This is a genomic window from Vibrio alginolyticus NBRC 15630 = ATCC 17749 (genome assembly GCF_000354175.2).
Taxonomy (GTDB): Bacteria; Pseudomonadota; Gammaproteobacteria; order Enterobacterales; family Vibrionaceae; genus Vibrio; species Vibrio alginolyticus.
In genome coordinates, this window is sequence record NC_022349.1 from 678,316 (window position 1) to 700,494 (window position 22,179).

At 42.1% G+C, this 22,179-nt stretch carries 17 protein-coding genes and 1 pseudogene; 3 read left to right on the forward strand and 15 right to left on the reverse strand.

What is annotated here, in order from left to right:
- Nucleotides 1–155: 155 nt before the first annotated feature.
- Nucleotides 156–554, forward strand: a complete 399-nt coding sequence (locus N646_RS02965; RefSeq protein ID WP_021707809.1) for a hypothetical protein — start codon at nt 156–158, stop codon at nt 552–554.
- A gap of 37 nt (nt 555–591) precedes the next feature.
- On the opposite strand, the gene N646_RS02970 is transcribed toward N646_RS02965, so the two are convergent.
- From N646_RS02970 to N646_RS24830, 5 genes are all read right to left on the reverse strand, one after another.
- Nucleotides 592–957, reverse strand: a complete 366-nt coding sequence (locus tag N646_RS02970; RefSeq protein ID WP_017821803.1) for a phage protein — start codon at nt 955–957, stop codon at nt 592–594.
- Nucleotides 958–1,477: 520 nt separating this feature from the next.
- Nucleotides 1,478–1,801: a hypothetical protein gene (locus N646_RS02975; protein ID WP_017821804.1), complete on the reverse strand. Its 324-nt coding sequence runs from the start codon at nt 1,799–1,801 to the stop codon at nt 1,478–1,480.
- A gap of 114 nt (nt 1,802–1,915) precedes the next feature.
- Nucleotides 1,916–2,227, reverse strand: coding sequence for a DUF3634 family protein (locus N646_RS02980; protein ID WP_005377468.1), 312 nt, complete (start codon nt 2,225–2,227; stop codon nt 1,916–1,918).
- 15 nt (nt 2,228–2,242) lie between these two features.
- Entirely contained in the window at nt 2,243–2,692 is a 450-nt protein-coding gene (gene matP, locus N646_RS02985; RefSeq protein ID WP_005396497.1) for a macrodomain Ter protein MatP, read from the reverse strand.
- A 173-nt stretch (nt 2,693–2,865) separates the two neighbouring features.
- The gene (locus N646_RS24830; protein ID WP_021033883.1) at nt 2,866–3,108 is read right to left on the reverse strand and encodes a hypothetical protein; all 243 of its coding nucleotides are present in this window, start codon (nt 3,106–3,108) and stop codon (nt 2,866–2,868) included.
- On the opposite strand from N646_RS24830, the gene N646_RS02990 reads away from it, so the two are divergent.
- Nucleotides 3,014–4,543: an AAA family ATPase gene (locus N646_RS02990; RefSeq protein WP_226977269.1), complete on the forward strand. Its 1,530-nt coding sequence runs from the start codon at nt 3,014–3,016 to the stop codon at nt 4,541–4,543. The two genes, N646_RS24830 and N646_RS02990, sit on opposite strands and share 95 nt — an antisense overlap.
- A 70-nt stretch (nt 4,544–4,613) precedes the next feature.
- Nucleotides 4,614–5,132, forward strand: a complete 519-nt coding sequence (gene fabA / locus N646_RS02995) for a bifunctional 3-hydroxydecanoyl-ACP dehydratase/trans-2-decenoyl-ACP isomerase (protein ID WP_005390081.1) — start codon at nt 4,614–4,616, stop codon at nt 5,130–5,132.
- Between the two features lie 140 nt (nt 5,133–5,272).
- On the opposite strand, the gene rmf is transcribed toward fabA, so the two are convergent.
- The 10 genes and pseudogenes from rmf to pepN form a co-directional block, all read right to left on the reverse strand.
- The gene (rmf, locus tag N646_RS03000) at nt 5,273–5,446 is read right to left on the reverse strand and encodes a ribosome modulation factor (RefSeq protein ID WP_005377453.1); all 174 of its coding nucleotides are present in this window, start codon (nt 5,444–5,446) and stop codon (nt 5,273–5,275) included.
- A 181-nt stretch (nt 5,447–5,627) separates the two neighbouring features.
- Complete coding sequence (locus tag N646_RS03005; RefSeq protein ID WP_017821806.1) at nt 5,628–7,361, reverse strand: DUF3466 family protein; 1,734 nt, start codon at nt 7,359–7,361, stop codon at nt 5,628–5,630.
- A 7-nt stretch (nt 7,362–7,368) separates the two neighbouring features.
- On the reverse strand, nt 7,369–9,288 hold the full coding sequence (locus N646_RS03010) for an ABC transporter ATP-binding protein (protein WP_017821807.1): 1,920 nt from the start codon (nt 9,286–9,288) through the stop codon (nt 7,369–7,371).
- On the reverse strand, nt 9,266–9,466 hold the full coding sequence (locus N646_RS03015; protein ID WP_005377447.1) for a glutaredoxin family protein: 201 nt from the start codon (nt 9,464–9,466) through the stop codon (nt 9,266–9,268). The genes N646_RS03010 and N646_RS03015 overlap by 23 nt, the downstream gene beginning before the upstream one ends.
- 63 nt (nt 9,467–9,529) lie before the next feature.
- Entirely contained in the window at nt 9,530–11,650 is a 2,121-nt protein-coding gene (gene rlmKL, locus N646_RS03020) for a bifunctional 23S rRNA (guanine(2069)-N(7))-methyltransferase RlmK/23S rRNA (guanine(2445)-N(2))-methyltransferase RlmL (RefSeq protein WP_017821809.1), read from the reverse strand.
- 486 nt (nt 11,651–12,136) lie between these two features.
- Nucleotides 12,137–12,680: pseudogene (locus N646_RS03025) on the reverse strand (cell division protein ZapC).
- A gap of 168 nt (nt 12,681–12,848) precedes the next feature.
- Nucleotides 12,849–13,859 carry a quinone-dependent dihydroorotate dehydrogenase gene (pyrD, locus tag N646_RS03030; RefSeq protein WP_005377443.1) on the reverse strand — a complete coding sequence of 337 codons (1,011 nt, stop codon included), beginning with the start codon at nt 13,857–13,859 and terminating at the stop codon, nt 12,849–12,851.
- 311 nt (nt 13,860–14,170) lie between these two features.
- Nucleotides 14,171–19,012: an NAD-glutamate dehydrogenase gene (locus N646_RS03035; protein ID WP_017821810.1), complete on the reverse strand. Its 4,842-nt coding sequence runs from the start codon at nt 19,010–19,012 to the stop codon at nt 14,171–14,173.
- A gap of 201 nt (nt 19,013–19,213) precedes the next feature.
- Complete coding sequence (locus N646_RS23335) at nt 19,214–19,432, reverse strand: DUF2835 domain-containing protein (RefSeq protein ID WP_080659264.1); 219 nt, start codon at nt 19,430–19,432, stop codon at nt 19,214–19,216.
- A 65-nt stretch (nt 19,433–19,497) separates the two neighbouring features.
- On the reverse strand, nt 19,498–22,104 hold the full coding sequence (pepN, locus tag N646_RS03040) for an aminopeptidase N (protein WP_017821812.1): 2,607 nt from the start codon (nt 22,102–22,104) through the stop codon (nt 19,498–19,500).
- Nucleotides 22,105–22,179: the final 75 nt, after the last annotated feature.

A 22,179-nucleotide genomic window follows, 5' to 3' on the forward strand; every position in this document is an offset into this window, starting at 1 on the left:
TGAGGAGTAAAGTTTGTGACAGATGACAACAAGAATGATAAAAAACCAAGTCCTCCACCTCCTCCACCTCGTCCACCTGGTGTTCGATATGTGAAAGATGGTTACAATCACGGTAAAGACAAAACCGAGAAGAAGAATAGAGGCTGAGTCTATTTATGTACTTAGATATACTAGAATGCGAAGAATATTTTTTCCCTAAACTAATAGAGCAATACTCTATGCTGGGAAATTACTTACAATCTTCAGACTATGTTAGTTTTGAAAATAACATTATAACTATTAATTTATTGTCTTATGAATTCAAATCAAAATATGGAGTTGTCTTTATAGATAAAAACATAAGATTGCGAGTTAAATTTGAAACTGTATCTTTAGATGGTGACGATTTATACTTTGACTTGTACTTAGATCCTCAAGGTCGAATTTATTCTGACTACAATTCTATCTTAGATAAAAACTACGTAGATATTTTAGAGCGCAGTAGCGTTAAATCAATTGACAAATATATTTCTGAGTTTGTTTATAACTTTCTAAGTAAAAATAGCTTGATATAAAGAAATAAAAGTTAGGCTCATAGCCTAACTTTTACTTTTACATGATTTTTTTCAATGCTCTAGCGTACTTTAGTACTTTTCCCGCAGCTTCTAAATCAGTCAATGCTCCAATCTCTAACAACGCAATTCCAGTCAAAACTTGCTGAGCCGTTACCAGCTGTCCTGTTGGAAGCTCTAGTCTGTCGTAGTGCATTTTAAAGTGCTCCCATTGTTCTGATGGGCTCAATTCCCTTCCTTTTGTCATTCTCATGAGTCGTTTACACTCAGGAGGAATGGTTTTCCCCTTATCCCATTCTTTGACCGTTCTCACAGTTTTCAAACAAAGTTCAGCAGCTTGTTCGACGGATAAACCACATTCAAATTCACGAAAAATATAGTTTTTAGTCATTTCGTGATACTTCATTGAATAGTCCCTCAAAAGAGAGACATTTTATAGGACTGGCATATGCAATCGCACTCAACATAAGCAGATATAATGCGCACTAAGGGGGGTAAACTCAAAGCAATAATGTCCGGTTTTAGCTGCTTTAAAATGTCATCCTAAGATTAACAACATTGTTTTCTTTTGAAGCTTTAACCGAGGTTTCTGTGGGCTTGCAATCGCTAGTTTGGTTTGTGGTTATGCTTACGAAGCAAATCAAATCTCTTATTGAAAATTGATGCGCGCGTAGTCCTCGACTTACTGGCGTGTTCTTCCGTAAGTACCTGAATCAATCTATGTATGGTGATGATGGCCAACTCACTGAATTTGCCATTCAATGGCATCACGATTACTAACTTAAGCGCTACCAAACAAAAAAGCCTTTCATACTCGCCTCGTACAACAGCAAAAATCAGCTAAACGCTCTAATCGCTCCGCAACGAAATCTGCCAAAAATCACGAGCTCAGTTCACTCGCTCTTAATCAAGGCGTTCTGAAACATTTATAAGCCTGTGGTTATATGGAGGCGAATGTACTTTTCGGGGTATTTGTAACGATAGCGTTTTCCTTTCTTCAAGTTGGACTTAACGTACCTACACACTTTTTGGTCACCACTGCTGGTTACTCTTTTTATTACTGCGTTTTTACTTTTGTGCTCCATTTCTATCATGACGTCACAATAACCTTGATAGCCATCAAACTTATTGTCTACTTTCTTTTGAAGCTTAGTCTTAATCTTTTTAGCCAACAGGTTCGTTTCTGAATCGTCAGCAAAAACTGAATTACTTGTAAAGATCAATACCATTAAAGTTACAACGTATCTCATCGTTTTGGTCCGTTTATGTTGTTGATTGTTCGATGATAAGTAATTTTTCTGTAGATACGAAAATGGGACGCCACATTGCGTCCCATTTAACATGATGAAGTAACTGATATGTAATTAAGCGCGCTTCTTGCCTTTGTTTGCTTTGAAGCCCTGATGCGGAAAAACGTTACGAATCCTCTGTTGAACTTTTTTGGGAATGCCTTTGGAAAAGCTTAAGCGCATTCCTGTTCGTTGGCTATACACCTTCATTTCACCAGTAAACGGGTTATGCTCACTAATATCCTGTAAGTTGTGTTTGAAAGAAGGAGGTAGATGCCCTTTTACGTTACTAATATGGCCATTATCGAACTTTACTTTTAACACCGGCCTATCGACTGCGATCAACCAAAAGATCACGATAGCTGCAATTAAGATTACATATAACATTTGGCACTCCCTATCCTAGCTAGATAGCAATTTACTCAAATCCTCTTTAATTGAGGTAACTTTTTGACTCGCTTTTTCACTTCTCGACGCTTCGGAAAGCAAATATTCAATTGCGTCAGATAACGTACAACCAAGTTCATTCGCTCTACTAGAAAGCTTTTCCCAAACTCGGTAATCTAAATCAATGGATTTTTTCTTTGTATGGACTTGCTCTGCATTGAAGTGACGTTTCCGTTTCGCTCGGATAGCCTGCTTGAGTTTATTATCTAACTCTTCTGACATGTGGTTTTCTATCCAAGCCAAGACAAGTGTAGGCTCGTGTTCAAGGCGTTTTAGTTCTGCGACCGCTGCATCTGCTTCGCTTGTATCAATATGTCGGGTAATCGCTTCACCATCTTTCCATTTTTTGATGAGATACTTCCATTTCCACCCACATTCTAGATTCTCAAGCTGCTGATATTTCATTTGTTCGGACCCATAAACATAACCTAGTGACAGCGTAACCCAGATGGTTTACTTGGGCAAATAAAACTCTTAGAAGTATCGATGTTGATCACTCATTTGTCTAAGTATTGTTCATTGAGAGTTGAATGCCGAGAACAAACCAAATTGGTGCTAGGGTGTTATAGTCCGTTTCGTTATAATGTCGGCAAGATTGAATTACGATGAATTTTAATGAACCAACTTAATTGGCAAGACGTAACACCTTCACTTGAGCGGTACGAAGCACTTTTAAAGTCTGCACCTTCGTTACCAAAGAAGTCTTTTACTGAGCTCCAACCGAGAATGTCGGCAACGATATCTCGTTTTTCAAAAATTTCCGGATTGACGCGAGTACTACTCATTAACTGCGTAGATAATTCTGTATATAGAGAGTTCATCAGTAAAGCTCTTCAGAGCCAGTCTAACGCTGCGATAGTTTTGTCGGAATCACTTGATGCCAAACGTTTATTTGACCGTTACAGTGTTGATGTAAGTGGTGATATTGCCTTCCAACCTGGTTTAATTTCACAGGCAGATAACGGTTACTTAATAGTACCGGCTAATCTAATTTTGGCTAACCCAGGGCTTTGGCCAAATATAAAGTCTGCAATTCAACAAAACCTTATCGAGCCACTGAACCTAAGCCCTACTCGTTTACCTACTTCAGTACCGCAAGCTAAAGCCTATGATGTAAAACTGATTGTAACAGGAGAAAGAAGTCAGTTAGCAGAGCTAGAATACATCGATGAAGACTTCTGTTCTGGCTTTGCCATGTATACGGAAGTTGAAGAAGATATTCATCTGTCAGAGCAGAATTTGACAGATTACTTTGGTTTAGTGAACTGGATATGTTCTCAATATCAGCTGCCTCACTTAACTGAATGTGGTTTTAGAAGATTGTTGCTGGCCGGTATGAGATTTACTGAAGATCAACATTATCTGCCTTTAGGAGTAATGTGGCACTCTCAACTTCTAACGCTTGCTAGCCAGTTCAGTGATGGCCACGCATTAGATTACAAGTCGTTAGATAAAGCGATTGACGATAAGTATTACCGAGAATCTTACCTTCCTCAGCGTGCCGTGTACGATATTTTAGATGGCCAAGTCATCATTGAGACAACTGGGGAACAAGTTGGTCAAATCAATGGCCTAACCGTTATTGATATGGCTGGGCACCCTGTCAGCTATGGTGAGCCTGCACGAATATCTTGTGTAATTCATTTTGGTGATGGCGATGTTTCCGATGTTGAGCGCAAAGCTGAGCTTGGAGGCAATCTACATGCAAAAGGCATGATGATTATGCAAGCTTTCTTGAGCTCTGCTCTGAAACTGGATGAACCACTGCCTTACTCTGCCTCCATCGTATTTGAACAGTCTTATAGTGAAGTTGATGGTGACAGCGCATCTCTTGCAGAACTTTGTTGCTTGGTGAGTGCTTTATCTGAATCTCCAATTAATCAACAAGTTGCTGTTACAGGAGCTGTTGATCAGTTTGGTCGAGTGCAAGCCGTCGGTGGCTTGAACGAAAAAATTGAAGGCTTTTATCAGGTTTGTAAACATCAAGGTTTTACAGGAAATCAAGGTGTTGTGATGCCAAAATCAAACCTTAAACACCTTGCATTACATAAAGATGTAATAGAAAGCATTAAAAATGGTGAGTTCCATATTTGGTCCGTTTCTACCGTAGATGAAGCTATTCCGATTGTAATGAATAAACCTTTTAGAGGTGAAGACGATAGCATTATTGGCAAAATAGCGGAACGTATTGAAAACTTTGAAAGACATGAGCATCCAGAAGGAATTGTGCAGCGCATCAAAAACTGGTTTGTCTAGTACTGATCGGAGTTGTTTAGCGTACACGTGTTCACTAAGATGCAGCTATCAAAAATTGGAGTAATTGATAATGCAAAACAAACGTGATTCTTATAACCGTGACGATCTACTTGCTTCTAGCCAAGGCGAACTGTTTGGGCCTGGTTACCCTCAGCTTCCTGCGCCAAACATGCTAATGATGGATCGTGTTACTAAAATGTCTGAGACTGAAGGCGATTTTGGTAAAGGTTTGATCTTGGCGGAATTGGATATTACTCCAGATTTGTGGTTCTTTGACTGCCACTTCCCTGGCGACCCTGTAATGCCGGGTTGTCTTGGCCTTGATGCGATGTGGCAACTTGTTGGTTTCTTCCTTGGCTGGGTTGGTGGCAAAGGAAAAGGTCGTGCTCTGGGTGTTGGCGAAGTGAAGTTTACAGGTCAGATCCTGCCAACAGCGAAAAAAGTGACGTACGAGATCCACATGAAACGCGTTGTAAACCGTAAACTTGTGATGGGTTTGGCCGACGGTCGTGTATGTGTGGACGGCAAAGAAATCTACGTAGCAAAAGATTTGAAAGTTGGCTTGTTCCAAGACACTTCAAGCTTCTAATCACGATTTTAATCGATTTATTAAGGCTCCTATTTAGGAGCCTTTTTGTTATCGAGTGTTAACCTACTTCCCTATGTCCCTATAATGTAGAAAAGGCTCCGTAGAGCCCTTTCGAATCCTTCTTTTTGTATGTGGAGAGTTTATTTGTAGAGACCAGATTGTCTTTCATCTCTGGCATCACGCCAACCACCTAACCAATACGACCGAGCATCAACTTGTTGATATGGGCAAGCCTCTTGAGACCTTCCATTCAACCCAGCTTTGTAGCCTTGAGATTGAGCTCGTTCTAGGCGATCACGCTTTTGTCTCTTCATAGTTAATTCCTCATACAGGTCCATTTACTAACGTACAGCTGTTATTGTGAAACTTTGATGGAGTTTTTATGACTCCACTTATAAGAATCGATCAAAGTAGGCAATTTCTCAAGGCATAAAAAAAGCAGAGACTCAAATGTGTGAGCCTCTGCTTGATTTAAAAATTACTGACGATTTTTAACTATTTTCTACGGAACCCAAACAATCCAAGCATGGTCAAAGCTAACCAACCAAGACCTGCACCTTGACGCTCTGTCGTCGTTGAGTCAATGCTTCGAGATACGATGTCGTCCTTCGTTGCGTCAGCAATAGGTACTAGTTTGACGGCTACAATTTGCTCTTCAGAGCTACATGTCGCATTGTTTGCTGTTGTACTATAACCACCTGCACATTTCATAGCAGTGCCAGAGATCACACCTGCATCATTGATATCAGTTGCGTCGATAATACGAAACTGATTGTTTTGTTCAGAGTAATCACCGCCATTAGTCAAACTGTCTAGGAACCAAGCTTTTCCATTAAACAAAGTTGCAGCACGTTCACTAGTCTCGCCACCTAGGCTATATGGATAGATAAAACCGCGCTTACGACGTGGCTTGCCATCGTCTTCACGAGTCGTTTCCGCATCAAGTTGCCCGACGATTTCATTGTAAGAGTTGATACCGCCCATCTTACCGCCCGCACCGCTAAAGAAAATGCCAGTAGTTGGGTAAAAAGCGCTAATAGAATCCTTACGAACATCATCTACGATAAAGAGACGATTCGGAGCAGAGCCCGTTGGCATTAAGTATCCGCCCGAACGTTTCGCTTCACCAATAGCAACAAAATTAGAGTTAACGTCGGTTAAGCGTGAGTTTGTATGAACCGTATCATCACCTTCGCGCTGTCTAGCTCCTACAACAACTTTATTTTTCCAAGTTGCGTTTTCAACTCTACCTTCGGCTTCTAGAGTTCCGACAAAAACAGTCGCATTCAGGTAGTTATCATCACTGTAAGTGTTGTAACCTACGCCATAGACCGTAGTTCCATCAGTGACAAGGTCACGCATGCTCCCTTGAGCTAACCTTTCTCCATCTTTAGATGTGCCACTTGGCCAAGCCAATTCACTGACGGTTCCGCTTTGATCCCAAATCGCTGCTTTTGATGTATGGTGAGATCCATTGGTATTGCTTGCTGTTCGAGAAACACTGCCAACAGTAAAAATGCCGTCTGTGCTCCAAGCATGGCTTTGCACAACACTTGCGTCACTATCGCCAGTAAGAATATTTGGCTCTACTGGTGCAACTACGGTATTTCGTGTTTCTAATGTAGAAGCATTTTCTGTGCTAACTTTACTCTGATTACCGACAGCTGCACCATCCTCGGTAAGCTGGTTGATAACATTGTTATATTCATTTTTATAAGCAGCAGAATCTTCTTCTATGAACGCTAACGCATTAGAAGTAAAGTCTTTACTACGTTCTTTATTCCACGGCGTCCAGTTTACTGAAGCCCAAGAGTCACAGGTGGAATAGCGAAGCTGGTTGTAACAGTAACGCTCAAAGTCTTTGAGTTCTTGGATGTAATAAAAGCCAGCGTCTAATCCGAATGGGATTTCTTCACGATAGCTGTTCCCATCCACGGCTTGTGTCGCTGAAATCGGCGTAGTGCGAGTTTCCATTGCAAGTTTAAACTGCTCTGGCGTGCAGTTTGCTGCTGCATCAAAGCAGCCTAAAGCGAAAGGTGAACCTGTTGAAGGATCTGTACCTGCATCGCCCTGTTGAATTGCAACCCCGTAAGCCGTTTGGTAGTCACCGTTTGAACCATGATCCTGAGGTGAAACCTCAACAACTTGATACAATGCCGCCTGTGCGTTCATTGTGGTACCAACCATCATTGCAATGGCGGTCAATTTGAATTTATTACTACAATTCATTGAATTCTTAACTATCCTGTTGCATTGCTTCGAGTTCTTCCCATCTCTCGAATGCGATTTCCAACTCCTGCTCTAGTGCAGCAAGCTGTTCCAATACCGGCTGAGTTTGCTCTACAGGTTTAGCAAAGAACTCTGGATCGTTCACTTGCTCCTGAAGGCTCTCGATATCCGACTCTAATTGTTCAAGTTTAGCTGGTAGAGCCTCTAATTCTCTTTGCAGCTTATACGATAACTTCTTCGAATTGTTCTTAGGTTGCGTAGTTTTGGGAGTTTCCTCAACCACTTTCTCTTTCTTCGTTGGTTTTTCAACCTGACTGCGCGAAGCAAGAACTTGGTCACGCTGTTGTTTAGCATCATGATAACCACCAACGAACTCTTCGATTATACCGTTACCCTCAAAAATCCAGCTGGTTGTTACTGTGTTGTCTACGAACTCACGGTCGTGACTCACTAACAATAATGTACCCTGATAATTGGCAAGCATTTCTTCTAAAAGTTCCAACGTTTCGATATCCAAATCGTTAGTTGGTTCATCAAGAATAAGTAAGTTGTTTGGTTTCAACAAGATACGGGCTAGCAATAATCGGTTTTTCTCACCACCGGAAAGTGCCTTAACCGGGGTTCTGGCGCGCTTAGGTGCAAATAAGAAGTCTTGAAGATAACTCAGCGCATGACGCTGACGTCCCCCAACCATTACTTCTTGTTTCCCATCCGCTAAGTTATCGATCACTGTCTTTTCTGGATCCAAAATCTCTCGGTACTGATCAAAGTACGCGACTTCTAATTTTGTTCCGCAGTGTAAACGACCAGACTGCGCTTCCAATTGCCCTAGTAGCAATTTAAGTACCGTACTCTTACCGCAGCCATTTGGTCCGATAAGTGCAATACGGTCACCACGCATGATGTTAAAGCTAAAGTCGTCGACAATTGTCTTGCCTTCGTAAGCAAAAGATACATTTTCTGCTTCAAATACAATCTTACCTGAACGAGAAGCATCATCGATGTTTAGGTTAACTTTACCTTGAACTTCACGACGGTCACGACGCTCTTCACGAAGTTTTTTAAGGGCTCGAACACGGCCTTCATTACGAGTACGACGTGCTTTAATGCCTTGACGAATCCACACTTCTTCCTGCGCTAGTTTCTTATCGAACTCAGCATTTTGCATTTCTTCGACGCGAAGCATTTCTTCTTTGTCATTCAAATACTGTTCATAATTACCAGGGAAAGAAGCTAATTGACCGCGATCTAAGTCAACGATGCGTGTCGCCATCGACTTGATGAATGCACGGTCGTGAGAAATAAAGATGATCGAGCCTTTGAAGTCTTTTAAGAAGTTCTCTAACCATTCGATCGTTGTCACATCGAGATGGTTTGTTGGTTCATCAAGAAGCAATACATCAGGATCACAAACCAGCGCACGAGCTAAAGCAGCTTTACGTTGCCAGCCACCGGATAGATCGGTCAGTTTGGTTTCTGGGCTTAGTTTTAAAGCGCCAAGTACGTTCTTAACACGGTCATCAAAGCGCCAAGCGTTAGAATGATCAAGTTGCTCTTGAACTTTCGCCAAACGGTTAATGTTCTTCTCACTTGGGTCTTGAGCAACAAGATCGAGAAGATCGTGATAGATCTTCAAGTGTTCGCCGATTTCAGCCAAACCGCCAGATACGTATTCGTAAACCGTACCCTCTTGATTGCGCGGTGGATCTTGTTCAAGCCGAGAAACTACTACGTCTTGAGTTATTTGAATCTTGCCATCATCCAACAAAATGTCGCCGGCAAGCACTTTCATTAACGTGGACTTACCTGCTCCGTTACGACCAACTAAACAAACGCGTTCGTTTTCTTGAAGAGCGAACTCCGCTTTGTCTAGCAATGGGTGGTCACCAAATGCAAGTTGTGCGTTATGAATGGTAAGTAATGCCATTATTATCCAACCAATGTGTGAGTTGTTCTAAGTCAAACGGCCAGTTCAACTCAGAATCTTGATATTTTAATACGGGTATTGTGACGCCGTAACGAGAAAATAGTACATCATCGAACGCAATATCAATGATATCTGTTTGCTCGGCCAAACCGACTTGGTCTACTAGAGCAAATGCCATCTCACAAAGATGGCATCCCTCCGTGCTATACAATATCAGCACGTATTAATCCTTTTGTTTATACTACGCGTGCGTTACTAGCCAACAGTTATGAATCTGTTTATTACGCGCAAAATCTAATGGTAACGTTTGAGAAGAAATATTCTGAGCCTTCAAACCCAATTCAGCGAGTGATTCTTCATCCATCTTGAAATGACGTTTGTTATTTGAAAATACGATTGTGCCTTCACTTCTCAGTAAACGTTTGAGGTTCTTCATTAGCTTAATGTGGTCACGTTGTACATCGAATGATGTTTCCATACGCTTAGAGTTAGAGAACGTAGGTGGGTCAATAAAGATCAAGTCGTACTCACCTTTTGCGTTTTCTAGCCATTGCAAACAGTCCGCTTGTTCATATTTATGTTGGCGCCCTACACAACCATTAAGCTGCATATTGTCTTTCGCCCAGTTCAAGTAGGTGTTTGACATATCGACAGTTGTAGTGGAACACGCACCACCAACTGCAGCGTGCACTGTTGCACTACCAGTGTAAGCAAACAAGTTAAGGAAATCTTTACCCTGTGCCATTTCGCCAAGACGACGACGAGTGATCTTATGATCCAAGAACAGGCCTGTGTCTAGGTAGTCATGAAGGTTAACGATCAGCTTCACACCGTACTCGTTTACTTCGAGCGTCTCTGATACCTGACCTAATTTTTGGTACTGGCTTCGACCTTTCTGCTTCTCACGAACTTTCAGTACAACTTTGTTCGCTTCGACACCGGTCACCTGAATCGTCGCACGGATAATGTCCGTTAGACGACGCTTGGCTTTTTCTTCAGGGATGTTCTTAGGTGCTGCGTACTCTTGAATCACAATTTGATCGCCGTACACGTCGATCGCTACGTTGTATTCTGGAAGGTCTGCATCGTAGATACGATAGCAGTCTAGTTTCTCTTTACGAGCCCACTTGCCAATCTTGCCAATGTTTTTCTTCAAACGGTTTGAGAAGTCTGGTGCGATTTGAACGTTAGTATCTGCACCTTTAACTTCATCAGCGCTGCGCTCGGCAATGCTGTAGTTCTTTTGGTGACACGGTAACGCACCGTTGTTCAATTTAAACTGTTTATCAGCGCGCATACGAAGGCAACTCAAGAGCTCGTCTGAGCTAGAGAAGATAGATGCTTTACATCCGCCAAACTCAGATTTTAGCTGTCCACCGAATGCGGTATAGAGCGCAATCAGCCCCGGCTCAGTTCCTAGACGCTCACCGTAAGGTGGGTTTGAAACGATAACACCCTGTTCAAATCCTGCGGGACGAGTAATAGTTGCAGCATCACCTTGCGCAAACTCAATCAACTCTTCAACACCTGCTCTGCGGGCGTTTTCTTGAGCAACTTTTAATACTTTGGGGTCGTTATCGAATCCAAAAAACTTAGCGTCAACTTTCTTGACACCTCGTCTAGCTTGAACATTAGCCTCTGATTTAATCTCAGCCCAGGTCTCCGGTTCAAAATCTTCCAAAACTTCGAAGCCCCATTGTTTGCGCTTAACGCCAGGTGCCATGTTGGCTGCCATCATTGCCGCTTCAATAAGCAAAGTACCAGAACCACACATTGGATCGAGTAATGGTTGATGCCCATCCCAGCCACAACGCATGATAATCGCAGAAGCAAGCGTTTCACGTAATGGCGCACGACCCGATTCTGGTCGATAACCACGCTGATGAAGACCACTACCTACCATGTCTACCCCAAGCAACGCTTTATCTTTATGCAAACGAACGTGAATACGAATATCTGGGCGTTCTTTGCTGATATTAGGACGTGGCAAGCCTTTGTTCTCAAAGCAATCTACGATGCCATCTTTGACCTTCATAGCTCCGTATTGGCTATTTCTAATCTCACGGTTTGTGCCGTTAAAGTCCACAACAAAGCGTTTAGAGCTATGAAATTGGTTAACCCAGTTAATAGTGGAAGTGGATAGATACAAGTCCATGTCGTTGTTACACGTGAACTCAGATAAAACACGTACAAATCGAGACGCTAAACGGCTCCACAAACAACAGCGATAAACCTGTTCGTTTGTCGCTTTAAATTTTACGCCTGCCTGTACTGGTTTCGCATTTTCAATGCCTAGTTTAGTCAGTTCTTCAACAAGCAAATTTTCCATGCCATTTGAAGTTACCGCGAGATATTGATTCATAGTGTTCTTTCGCTGATAAAAAATGGCTTCAATTATACCTGACTTTACGATCAATGCCTCGTTTTTAAAGGTATTTTCCCACCCGTTAGTTCAAATCATCACCACTCAAATGATCTAAAACTTTCAACATCTTTAGTTTGAATGTTTTTCATTCATGAACGTATTTTGTTTCCTTTAGAAGAAGTGAATACTTATTTACATGCATTTTGGTATATACCAGTCGGGATTGGTTGATGTAAATTACTTACAAACACCCTTTATAGGGGAATAAATAGGGTTGTTTTAGGCGCTAGGTTGCCTAATTAAAGGAGTAATCAAATTGAAATAAGTAAAATAAAAGTGACCAGCTTCATGTTTGCATGCATAGAAAACAAACAGTTTCATGGTCTTTCGGATTGGAGTGTCAGAGGAAAGGACAAAAAAAATCGACCCAATAAGGTCGATTAAGGCAAACAAAGGAACGAAATAAAGAAAAATTAAACAGCTTTAACCCACCATTGCCATAGGGGTCATTGCAAAGAGGTGGTTTGCACAAGCCATGCGATCATGCATTACTTTAATCGGCTGCCCAAATTGAAGCGCCTTATTGCCATCAAGAACAAAGGCTTCTTGGTTAACATAAGCACATAAGCTCGATGTTTCGCCTGGTTCTAGAACGATGAACATACCATCAGAATATTGATTTGTGAGAAAGACCATGTCCCCTTCTTGAGGTTCATAATCAGAGGACTGTGCATCGAAGAACCAGCTCTTAGGCTGTACAGGTTTATGAAAAACGCTTTGCAGCAACACAATACAGTGTTAATTCAGCTTGGCGATATTCACTGATATCGAGACAGCGAATGCGCTCATTAAACGTTTGAAATGCGCTGGCGTCATCAACGGTAAATTCACTGTTTGAGAAGGCACAGTTAACCAACAATTTTCGGGATAGATTGGTTTGGAAAATCATTTCCTCCCCCAGATCCAGCATTAAGCAAGCTTTTTGCTCGTCAAAATACCAATTCCATTTGTCGCTGGGTTTAAGCATTATTCCGTTCTCTCTTGACTAGTTAAATCAGTGGTAAAGAGGTAAGACGCTTAATTACCTACTCGTGATTTTTAAATTCTACAAACGAACGGATAAAAAAAAAGAGGAAACAAAGTCCTCTTTTTTATGTAACAGGTACTGATTTTTCAGTAGTTTTTGATGTATATGTTAAAGATTCTTAACAATATCACGTACGAGACCTGGGCCGTGGTAAATAAAGCCAGTGTAGACTTGAACAAGTTTAGCGCCTGCCATGATCTTTTCTTTGGCTGCAACATAGGAATCTACACCACCAACACCGATAATTGGAAGTTTGTCTCCAAGCTCTTCATGAAGCTTACGTACGACCTCCGTAGAGCGTGATTGCACAGGGCGACCACTCAAGCCACCTGCCTCATTGGCGTGTCTCATCCCTTCTACGATCGTGCGATCCAAAGTTGTGTTAGTCGCGATCACACCATCTATATTGTTTTTCAATAAAGAATCGCAGATTTGGCAGATTTCATCGTCACTTAAATCTGGCGCAATCTTTAATGCTAACGGGACATACTTGTTGTACTTCTCTGATAACTCCGCTTGTTTCGCTTTTAATTCGGAAAGCAGTTCATCAAGCGCTTCACCATATTGAAGTGAACGAAGACCTGGAGTGTTTGGCGATGAGATGTTTACTGCAATATAGCCAGCATACTCATACACTTTTTCCATACAAATCAGGTAGTCCTCTGCCCCTTTCTCAATTGGCGTATCTTTATTTTTACCGATATTAATTCCGAGAACACAATTGAATTTTGCTCGTTTAACATTCTCGATCAAATTATCAACGCCTAGGTTATTAAAGCCCATGCGGTTGATGATCCCTTCTGCTTCCACTAAACGGAATAAGCGTGGTTTATCATTACCTGGTTGTGGTCGTGGCGTTACAGTGCCGACTTCGACAAAGCCAAAGCCCATGGCATCAAATGCTTCAATACATTCGCCGTTTTTATCTAAACCAGCCGCAAGACCAACAGGGTTACGGAATGTTAGACCCATACACTCAACTGGACGAGTTGGTAACTGTTGGCGGTAAAAGAGATCAAGTGGTGTGCCGTTAAAGCGTTGGAAGTTCTTGATTGCAAGATCATGTGCCTTCTCGGCATCGAGTTGGAAAAAGCCAGTTCTGGCTAGACGGTAAAGCATTGTGCCTCCGAAAGAAAAAAGCCCCGTATAAACGGGACAATATTATTTACCGTTTTTCATCGTAATTCAATGAAAATGAACGTAATAAGTAAAAACCTATATCTTTATAAGATTTTCAAATATAAAACAAACAATTACAATCAAGTTTCTGCGATAAAAATCGTAACTAACCGCTTAAAAGCAATCGATTTCACTCTGTTTTAATTTCAACTCAATGTGACAATGTAACTATTTTCGTTCCAAATGTGAATAATAGATAATAAAAAGCCCCGTTAAATAACGAGGCTTTTACTTATGACTTGATTATTCCACTACTCTTTCGATGAGCAGTTGAGGTTTAAAAGTACTAGCTCTCGAAGTGCTACAGAGAACTTAGCAAATTCGTGTACTGAGCCAACTTTGAACTCGTTTAAGATACTCTCCCAGCGGTGCAACGATTGCTCGTTAGTTTCAATCCAATCTTCTAACGCAGCCATCACGTCAAGCTCTTCGGTTGAGCAGCCACAAGTCAGTACCTGAGCGGTAAGTTGACGTTGTTGCCAGTCCAGATCTTCACGGAATGCCGCTCTTGCAAGTGCTTGCCAGTTGTTATCAACGGCTTGGCTATTAATTTGCTTCAAGAACCAATGCAACGATAAACGGTCACCCAAGTTAAAGTAGAGTTTCGATGCTTGCTCAACCGTTTTACCTGTTTCACTTGCTACTGATGAAATATCCAGTGCAGATTGTAAGCTTGATAAGCGGGCAACTTGGTGAGCGAGTTTCTCTTCAACCCCTTTCTCTATCCAACCTTGAGCCAACTCATTGTGTTCTTCAACTTCAGACTCAACTAACATAGTGTCTAGGGTTTCAGTGATAACATTGACATCTTGCTTGTAGATAGCAATCAACTCACCGACCGTGCATTTGCCGCTACGGTTACGAAGCAACCAGCGTGCAATTCGACGCAGTGCTCGGCGCACGTAAAACATAATTTCGTATTGAGCTTGCGCTGTCGCAACGTTATCAAGTTTGCGAGTTTGCTTGAGGATTTCTTCTAAATCAAAGATTTCTCTAGCCGCACTGTAAGCGTTGGCAATATCGACAACACTTGCACCAGTTTCTTCTTGCAAACGAGTAACGAAGTTACAGCCCATTTCATTAACCATCTGGTTAGCCAATGCTGTAGCGATAATTTCAGCTCGCAGTGGGTGATTAACCATTTGATCTTTATAGTTACGTCGTAACGCACTTGGGAAATATTCAACAAGTTGTTTTGCATGGAATTCATCATTTGCGATTTCATCCGTAACAAGTTGCTGTTTAAGTACCATTTTACCGTAGGCAACTAACACTGATAGCTCAGGGCGAGTCAGACCTAGTCCCTGTTTTTCACGCTCGATTAGCGTTTCATCATCAGGAATGTATTCGAGAGCACGGTCCAAGTACCCTGCTTTCTCCATAGTGTGGATGAATCGAATTTGCTCCTTAACAATGCCAACACCTTGCTGTTCAGTAACAGAGATCGACTCCGACTGACGGTAAGCATCATCCAAGACAATTTCACCCACTTCGTCTTCCATAGACTCTAGAATTTGGTTACGTTGCTTAACCGTAAGATCGCCATTTGAAACCAGTCCATTGAGGAAGATCTTGATGTTGACTTCATTATCCGAACAGTCAACGCCACCTACGTTATCAACGAAGTCCGTGTTCACTCGACCGCCAGTTAGTGCGTATTCGATACGACCAAGCTGAGTCATACCCAAGTTACCACCTTCGCCAACCACTTTGGCTCTTAAGTCACGGCCGTCAATGCGCAGCATGTCGTTAGCACGGTCACCAACATCTGTATGAGTTTCTGTCGATGATTTAACGTAAGTGCCGATACCACCGTTCCAAAGAAGATCGACTTTCATTTTCAAGATCATCTTTATCAGATCGTTAGGCGCTAAAGATGCTTTCTTCGTACCTAACATTTTCTGAATTTCTGGCGTCAACTGGATCGATTTTGATCGACGAGAGAAGATGCCACCACCTTGAGAGATCAAGTCTTTGTTGTAATCTTCCCAGCTTGATCTTGGCAAATTAAACAAGCGGTTACGCTCTTCCCAGCTGCTGGCTGAATCTGGATTTGGATCAATAAAGATGTGCATGTGGTTAAACGCAGCTTGCAATCGAATATGCTTCGATAACAGCATACCGTTACCGAACACGTCACCTGCCATATCACCTACACCGATTGCAGTAAAATCAGTGGTCTGACAGTTGATGCCCATTTCACGGAAGTGACGTTTAACAGATTCCCAACCACCTTTTGCGGTGATTCCCATTGCTTTGTGATCGTAACCGTTTGAACCACCTGAAGCGAATGCGTCACCTAGCCAGAAGTTGTATTCTGCAGAAACAGAGTTTGCCAAATCTGAGAAGGTTGCTGTGCCTTTATCGGCAGCCACTACTAGATATGGGTCATCTTCATCGTGACGAACAACGTTTTGTGGTGGTACCACCTCTCCTTCAATGATGTTATCTGACACATCAAGCAGTGCACGGATAAAGCGTTTGTAACAACGCTGACCTTCCGCAAAAATTTCATCACGACTGGTGAGAGATGGCTGGCGTTTACAAACGAAGCCGCCTTTTGCACCCACTGGTACAATTACAGTGTTCTTAACCTGTTGCGCTTTCACTAAGCCAAGAATCTCCGTACGGAAGTCTTCTTGACGATCTGACCAACGCAAACCACCACGAGCCACTTTTCCACCACGAAGGTGAACACCTTCAATATCTGGTGCGTAAACAAAGATCTCGAATGCAGGTACAGGCTGCGGAATCTCAGGAATATCGCTTGGCTTCATTTTCAAAGATAACCAAGGCTTAGGCTGCTTATTCTCGTCTACTTGGTAGTAGTTGGTACGAAGCGTCGCCATGATCATTTCGATATAACGACGAATAATACGATCATCATCCAAGCTCTCTACACGATCCAACTGCTCTGTTAGCTTTTTAATTAGATCGTTTTGGCCTTTGTCGCTGCCTTTGTGTTTCGGATCAAATCGCTTGGTGAACAGCTTGACTAGACCTGTCGCTAAGTCTGGGTAGTGGCTTAGCGTGTCTTCGATGTACTGCTGACTGAATGGGAAGCCGACTTGGCGCATGTATCGTGCGTAAGCGCGAAGAATGGAAATCTCACGGCCAGATAAAGACGCACCTAATAACAATCGGTTGAAACCATCACTTTCAAGATTACCCGCCCAAATGGCAGCAAATGCTTGTTGGAAACGATCACGAGCTTCACGAAGGTCAACGGTTTTCTCGCTCTTATGCAGCATAGAGAAGTCAAGGATCCAGAAGGTCTGACCGTTGTTTTTCTCGATCTCATATGGCGATTCGCCAATCACACGCAAACCAAGGTTTTCCAACATCGGCATTACGTCAGAAAGGTGAATTGGTTCATCGCGATGATATAACTTTAAGCGGACAGCTTTGGAATCTGCTCCCTCTTCTTGAGGTCGGTAGAACAACATACCAAGTTTATTATCATCACTTAACGCTTCTAAGCGCTCGATATCTGCAACCGCAGAACCTGGCATCATGTCCTCTTTGTATGAGCGAGGGAACGCACTCATATATTCTTTTGAAAGAGGAAGGCCTTTACTTTCACCAAAGTTAGCAATGATGGATTCTTTTAGTCTGTCATCCCAAGAGGTAGAAACTTCCATTAGATTTTGCTCGATCTTTTTCACGTCTACGTCAATGTTGTTATTGTCTACACGAACAATGTAATGTGTTCTCGCTAGTGGGCTTTCTGAGAAGTACGTTGTAAATTCAACCTCTTGCTCGCAACCAAAGTACTGCTTAAGAATGCGTTGAGTTTGACGACGCAATTCTGTGTTGTAACGATCTTTAGTGACATAAACCATGCAACTGAAGAAACGACCAAATGGGTCTTTACGAACAAACAAACGCAGCAAGTCACGATCTTGCATTTGTACAACACCCATTCCCACCTCAAGCAGCTCTTCTTCATTAGCTTGAAGCAACTCGTCGCGTGGGTAGTTTTCTAAGATATTGTGCAATGCTTTGTATGAGTATGATCCGTGACGGTATCCACTTGCTTCAAGGATACGGTCAACTTTTTCACGGATCAGAGGAATACTTTGTACCGCTTGGTTGTAAACAGCGGAGGTATATAAACCAGTAAAGCGATGCTCACCTATTACTTTACCGTTTTTATCAAACTTTTTAATACCGATGTAATCAGTATAAGCTGGACGGTGGATACGAGATGCTTTGTTACCTTTGGTGATGATCAGAGCGTATGGTTTTTTCGCTTCTAATCGCGCTGAATCTGATAATTCAGAGAGCTTGACGCTACGAACGCGCTTGTCATCAGCAAACAGACCTAGTCCTTTTTCTTTAGCAGGAACAAGTTCGGTATCACCATTGACCTCTTTTAAGTCATAATCTTTATAACCCATAAAGGTAAAGTTATGATCTTCTAGCCAACGAAGAAATGCGATCGTTTCATCCATACGATCCGTTTGGATAGAAACACGATCTTTATTTTTCTCAAGTTCATCAGTAACAAACTTAAGCTTATCAACCATCTGCTTCCAGTCATCAACGACTAAGCGAGTATCAGATAGAATTCTTAACAGCTCTTCTTTAAGCGCTTGCATCTCGTCTTTACTAGTAAGGCGGTCTACCTCTATGTGGAAAAGTGATTGAAGAACACCACCCTCACCGTTTACGTCTGTAACTTGGCCTTTTTTATCACGCTGAATCTGTGTTGGGTTATTCAACATTAGGTGACAAACAAGATCCAAACGTGCTAAAGCCATTTTGACTGAGTCCACTAAGAATGGACTATCTGGAACAACAATTTCTACGATTGTGTGTGTGGATTGCCAGCCTTGACGACTTACGGTCGGGTTAAATACTCGAACCGAAATCTCTTCTGGTTTTTTTTCATTGATATGGTGCCAAAGGCTAACGACAGCACCATAAAGGTCGGATTCGTTTCGCTGAATTAGATCATCATCAGCAATGTTACTGAATAAGTGTTGAGCAAGTTTAGTTACAAGCGTTTGGTGAGAAAGCTCGAGTTTGTCTTGAATCAGTTGGTAAACCTTTTCAAGCAGAACCGGCACTACATTTTCACGCGCGGTCATATTCACACTCCACATTAGAATTGTTGTTTTGTAGGGGGACTTAGTAGCTAGGCTGTTACCTTAGAAACTAAGCATAGGTAATGCATGTGCCCATTGTAAAAGCATAATTACAAATGTTTAACAACTAATCGTAGTGGTAAGAGGTGAAATGTCCGATTCTGTGACTAAGATTCCTATTTAACTCTCTGCAAATACAATACATCACAGAGTTTCTAACTTAAGAAACTTATTATTTTGGTTAGTTGTTAGTCTAAACTGGCCTCTAACGCCCAATTGACTAAGAAATGGTCTAAATCTCGCGGCGGGTAACTGCAAACGCAAACCGTTGTGTGTGACAACTTGAACAACACTTGCCGCACCAGAATAATGAGATAAAAACGTTTGATATGAAATGTTGAGATTGAAGTAGTAATAGTTCATGAAGTGAAAACTAAGTGACATAAACAAATAAGGTGGTCTAAATGACCACCCTATTGTGTTGTTTACTATTCGTCTAGTGCTTTAGTCACTTTTTCGAATAGATCTTTAGCAAGATTATCCATTGCTTTGAGCTTTTCAAGTTCTGCACGAATCATTGCTTGGCGAGCTTCATCGTATTTACGGAACTTAAGCAAAGGATCAATCATTCGAGAAGCTACTTGTGGGTTCGAATCATTTAGTTGGCGAAGAATTTCACCGGCAAACTGGTAACCTACACCGGATGTATCATGGAAACGTACAGGGTTCGCACTTAAGAACGAGCCAATTAAGCTGCGCGTACGGTTCGGATTTTTCAAACTAAATGCTTCGTGGTTCATGGTTGCTTTTACTTTTTCAAGAGCATCCTCTGCAGGATTGCTACCTTGAAGTGCAAACCACTTATCCATAACCAAACCATCGTGCTTCCATTTATCGCTATAATCAGCCATAAGTACTTCACGACACTCGAGCTGAGCGTTATTTGCGGCACTCATCGCAGCAATCGTATCTGTCATGTTATTTGCAGATGCGTACTGCGCGTTGACTAAATCATTACCTTTTTCCGTATATGCTAGGTACTGAAGGCAACGGTTACGTAAAGCACGCTTGCCAATAGCAGCATGGTCGATCGTATACTCTGTTTGCTTAAGCGTGTGATAAGTCGCACTTAGCTCATCTTCTAATTCCTTAGAAAGTGACACTGTAATGCTGTTTAGCACTTTGTCTACGGCATCGATATCAATTTGCTGGTACCAACCAGTAATCTCATTGATTGAAGGCATAGAGAAAACTTGAGCAATGAAAGCTGGCTCAAGCGTTTCATCCAACAGCACACCGCGGAAAGCATCTATCACACCTTCAGAAAGCGATACTTCTTGTCCCGCTTGAACGTTTTTCACATTCTGACGAATGTATTTAGCCAATAGCATTTGGCTAGCGTCCCATCGAGCAAAATCGTTCGTTGCGTGCTTCATCAAGAAGACTAACTCGTCATCGCTGTAATCGTATTCTAATTTGACTGGTGCCGAGAATTCACGCAACAAAGATGGCACTGGCTGTTCTTCGACATTTTCAAATACGAACGTTTGCTTATCTTGTTTAATATCCAGCACGTTATGAACAAATTCACCGTTACTCATCAGTGGGATAACTTGACCTTTCGAATCATACAACTCGATATCGAACGGGATATGCAGCGCTTGTTTTTCTGCTTGGTCTTGCGTCGGCTCCGTAAATTGCTCTACCGTTAGTGCGTAAGTTTTTGCATCAGCGTTGTATTCGCTATTTACGCGTAGCGTTGGTGTACCCGATTGGCTGTACCACAAACGGAACTGTTTTAAATCAACACCGGTGGCATCTTCCATTGCAGAAACAAAGTCTTCACACGTCGCGGCGGTACCATCGTGACGTTCAAAATAAAGTTTCATTCCTTTTTGGAAGCCCTCTTCGCCAAGGAGTGTATGGTACATGCGAATAACTTCGCTGCCCTTTTCATACACCGTTAGCGTGTAGAAGTTATTCATCTCAATGACTTTGTCAGGACGAATCGGGTGAGACATTGGGCTTGCATCTTCCGCAAATTGAGGACCACGAATAATACGTACGTTATCAATACGGTTATCAGCACGAGAGCCTAAGTCAGAAGAGAATTCTTGGTCACGGAATACGGTTAAGCCCTCTTTTAGACTTAGTTGGAACCAATCACGACAAGTGACACGGTTGCCAGTCCAGTTGTGGAAGTACTCATGACCTATCACAGCTTCGATGCCTAAATAATCACGATCTGTCGCAGTTTGATCGTTCGCCAGAACATATTTTGAGTTAAAAATGTTCAAGCCTTTGTTTTCCATTGCACCCATGTTGAAGAAATCAACAGCAACGATCATGTAAATATCCAGATCGTATTCCAGGCCAAAGCGTTCCTCATCCCACTTCATCGAGTTGATCAGCGATGTCATCGCATGACCTGCACGATCTAAGTTACCTTTATCAACAAAGATTTCTAAATCAACACTGCGACCTGACATCGTTGTATATTTGTCACGCAATACATCAAAGTCGCCTGCAACAAGGGCGAACAAGTAAGCTGGTTTTGGATGCGGATCCTGCCATTGAACCCAGTGACGACCGTTCTCTGCATCGCCTTCTGCAATTCGGTTACCATTGCTCAGCAAATATGGGTAAGCAGCTTTATCTGCGATCACTTTTGTTGTGTATTTTGCTAGAACATCCGGACGGTCTAGATAGTACGTGATACGGCGAAAGCCCTCAGCCTCACACTGAGTACAAAATGCGCCGCCTGATTTGTACAAACCTTCGAGTGCTGTATTCGCTTCAGGATCAATTTTGGTGACGATTTCAAGTTCAAACTCGGATGGAAGATCGGTCAGTACCAGCGATGACTCCTTCACCTCGTGATGAGCCCAATCCTCACCATTTACTTTTACAGCGCGTAGCTCAAGCCCTTCGCCATCGAGTTCTAGCGTTGTTGTATCGCCTTTTTGAGCAACTTTTGATACCGCCGTAACGATTGTGTCATTGTCATATAGATCAAAAGTAAGATCGATATCAGTAATCGCATGAGATGGCTCTTTATAATCTTTACGATATTTGGCCTGGGGAGCTTGAGACATGAGCATAAATCCTTGTATGTCGAACAACAAAAATACCAGACTGCATGATCAAAAATGCAGTTCTGGTATCACTAT

Coding starts and splice junctions, on each gene's coding strand:
- N646_RS02965 (WP_021707809.1), top strand. CDS start 156: ATGTACTTAGATATACTAGAATGCGAAGAATATTTTTTCCCTAAACTA.
- N646_RS02970 (WP_017821803.1), bottom strand. CDS start 957: ATGAAGTATCACGAAATGACTAAAAACTATATTTTTCGTGAATTTGAA.
- N646_RS02975 (WP_017821804.1), bottom strand. CDS start 1,801: ATGAGATACGTTGTAACTTTAATGGTATTGATCTTTACAAGTAATTCA.
- N646_RS02980 (WP_005377468.1), bottom strand. CDS start 2,227: ATGTTATATGTAATCTTAATTGCAGCTATCGTGATCTTTTGGTTGATC.
- matP (WP_005396497.1), bottom strand. CDS start 2,692: ATGAAATATCAGCAGCTTGAGAATCTAGAATGTGGGTGGAAATGGAAG.
- N646_RS02990 (WP_226977269.1), top strand. CDS start 3,014: ATGTCGGCAACGATATCTCGTTTTTCAAAAATTTCCGGATTGACGCGA.
- N646_RS24830 (WP_021033883.1), bottom strand. CDS start 3,108: ATGAACTCTCTATATACAGAATTATCTACGCAGTTAATGAGTAGTACT.
- fabA (WP_005390081.1), top strand. CDS start 4,614: ATGCAAAACAAACGTGATTCTTATAACCGTGACGATCTACTTGCTTCT.
- rmf (WP_005377453.1), bottom strand. CDS start 5,446: ATGAAGAGACAAAAGCGTGATCGCCTAGAACGAGCTCAATCTCAAGGC.
- N646_RS03005 (WP_017821806.1), bottom strand. CDS start 7,361: ATGAATTGTAGTAATAAATTCAAATTGACCGCCATTGCAATGATGGTT.
- N646_RS03010 (WP_017821807.1), bottom strand. CDS start 9,288: ATGGCATTACTTACCATTCATAACGCACAACTTGCATTTGGTGACCAC.
- N646_RS03015 (WP_005377447.1), bottom strand. CDS start 9,466: ATGGCATTTGCTCTAGTAGACCAAGTCGGTTTGGCCGAGCAAACAGAT.
- rlmKL (WP_017821809.1), bottom strand. CDS start 11,650: ATGAATCAATATCTCGCGGTAACTTCAAATGGCATGGAAAATTTGCTT.
- pyrD (WP_005377443.1), bottom strand. CDS start 13,859: ATGCTTTACCGTCTAGCCAGAACTGGCTTTTTCCAACTCGATGCCGAG.
- N646_RS03035 (WP_017821810.1), bottom strand. CDS start 19,012: ATGACCGCGCGTGAAAATGTAGTGCCGGTTCTGCTTGAAAAGGTTTAC.
- N646_RS23335 (WP_080659264.1), bottom strand. CDS start 19,432: ATGAACTATTACTACTTCAATCTCAACATTTCATATCAAACGTTTTTA.
- pepN (WP_017821812.1), bottom strand. CDS start 22,104: ATGTCTCAAGCTCCCCAGGCCAAATATCGTAAAGATTATAAAGAGCCA.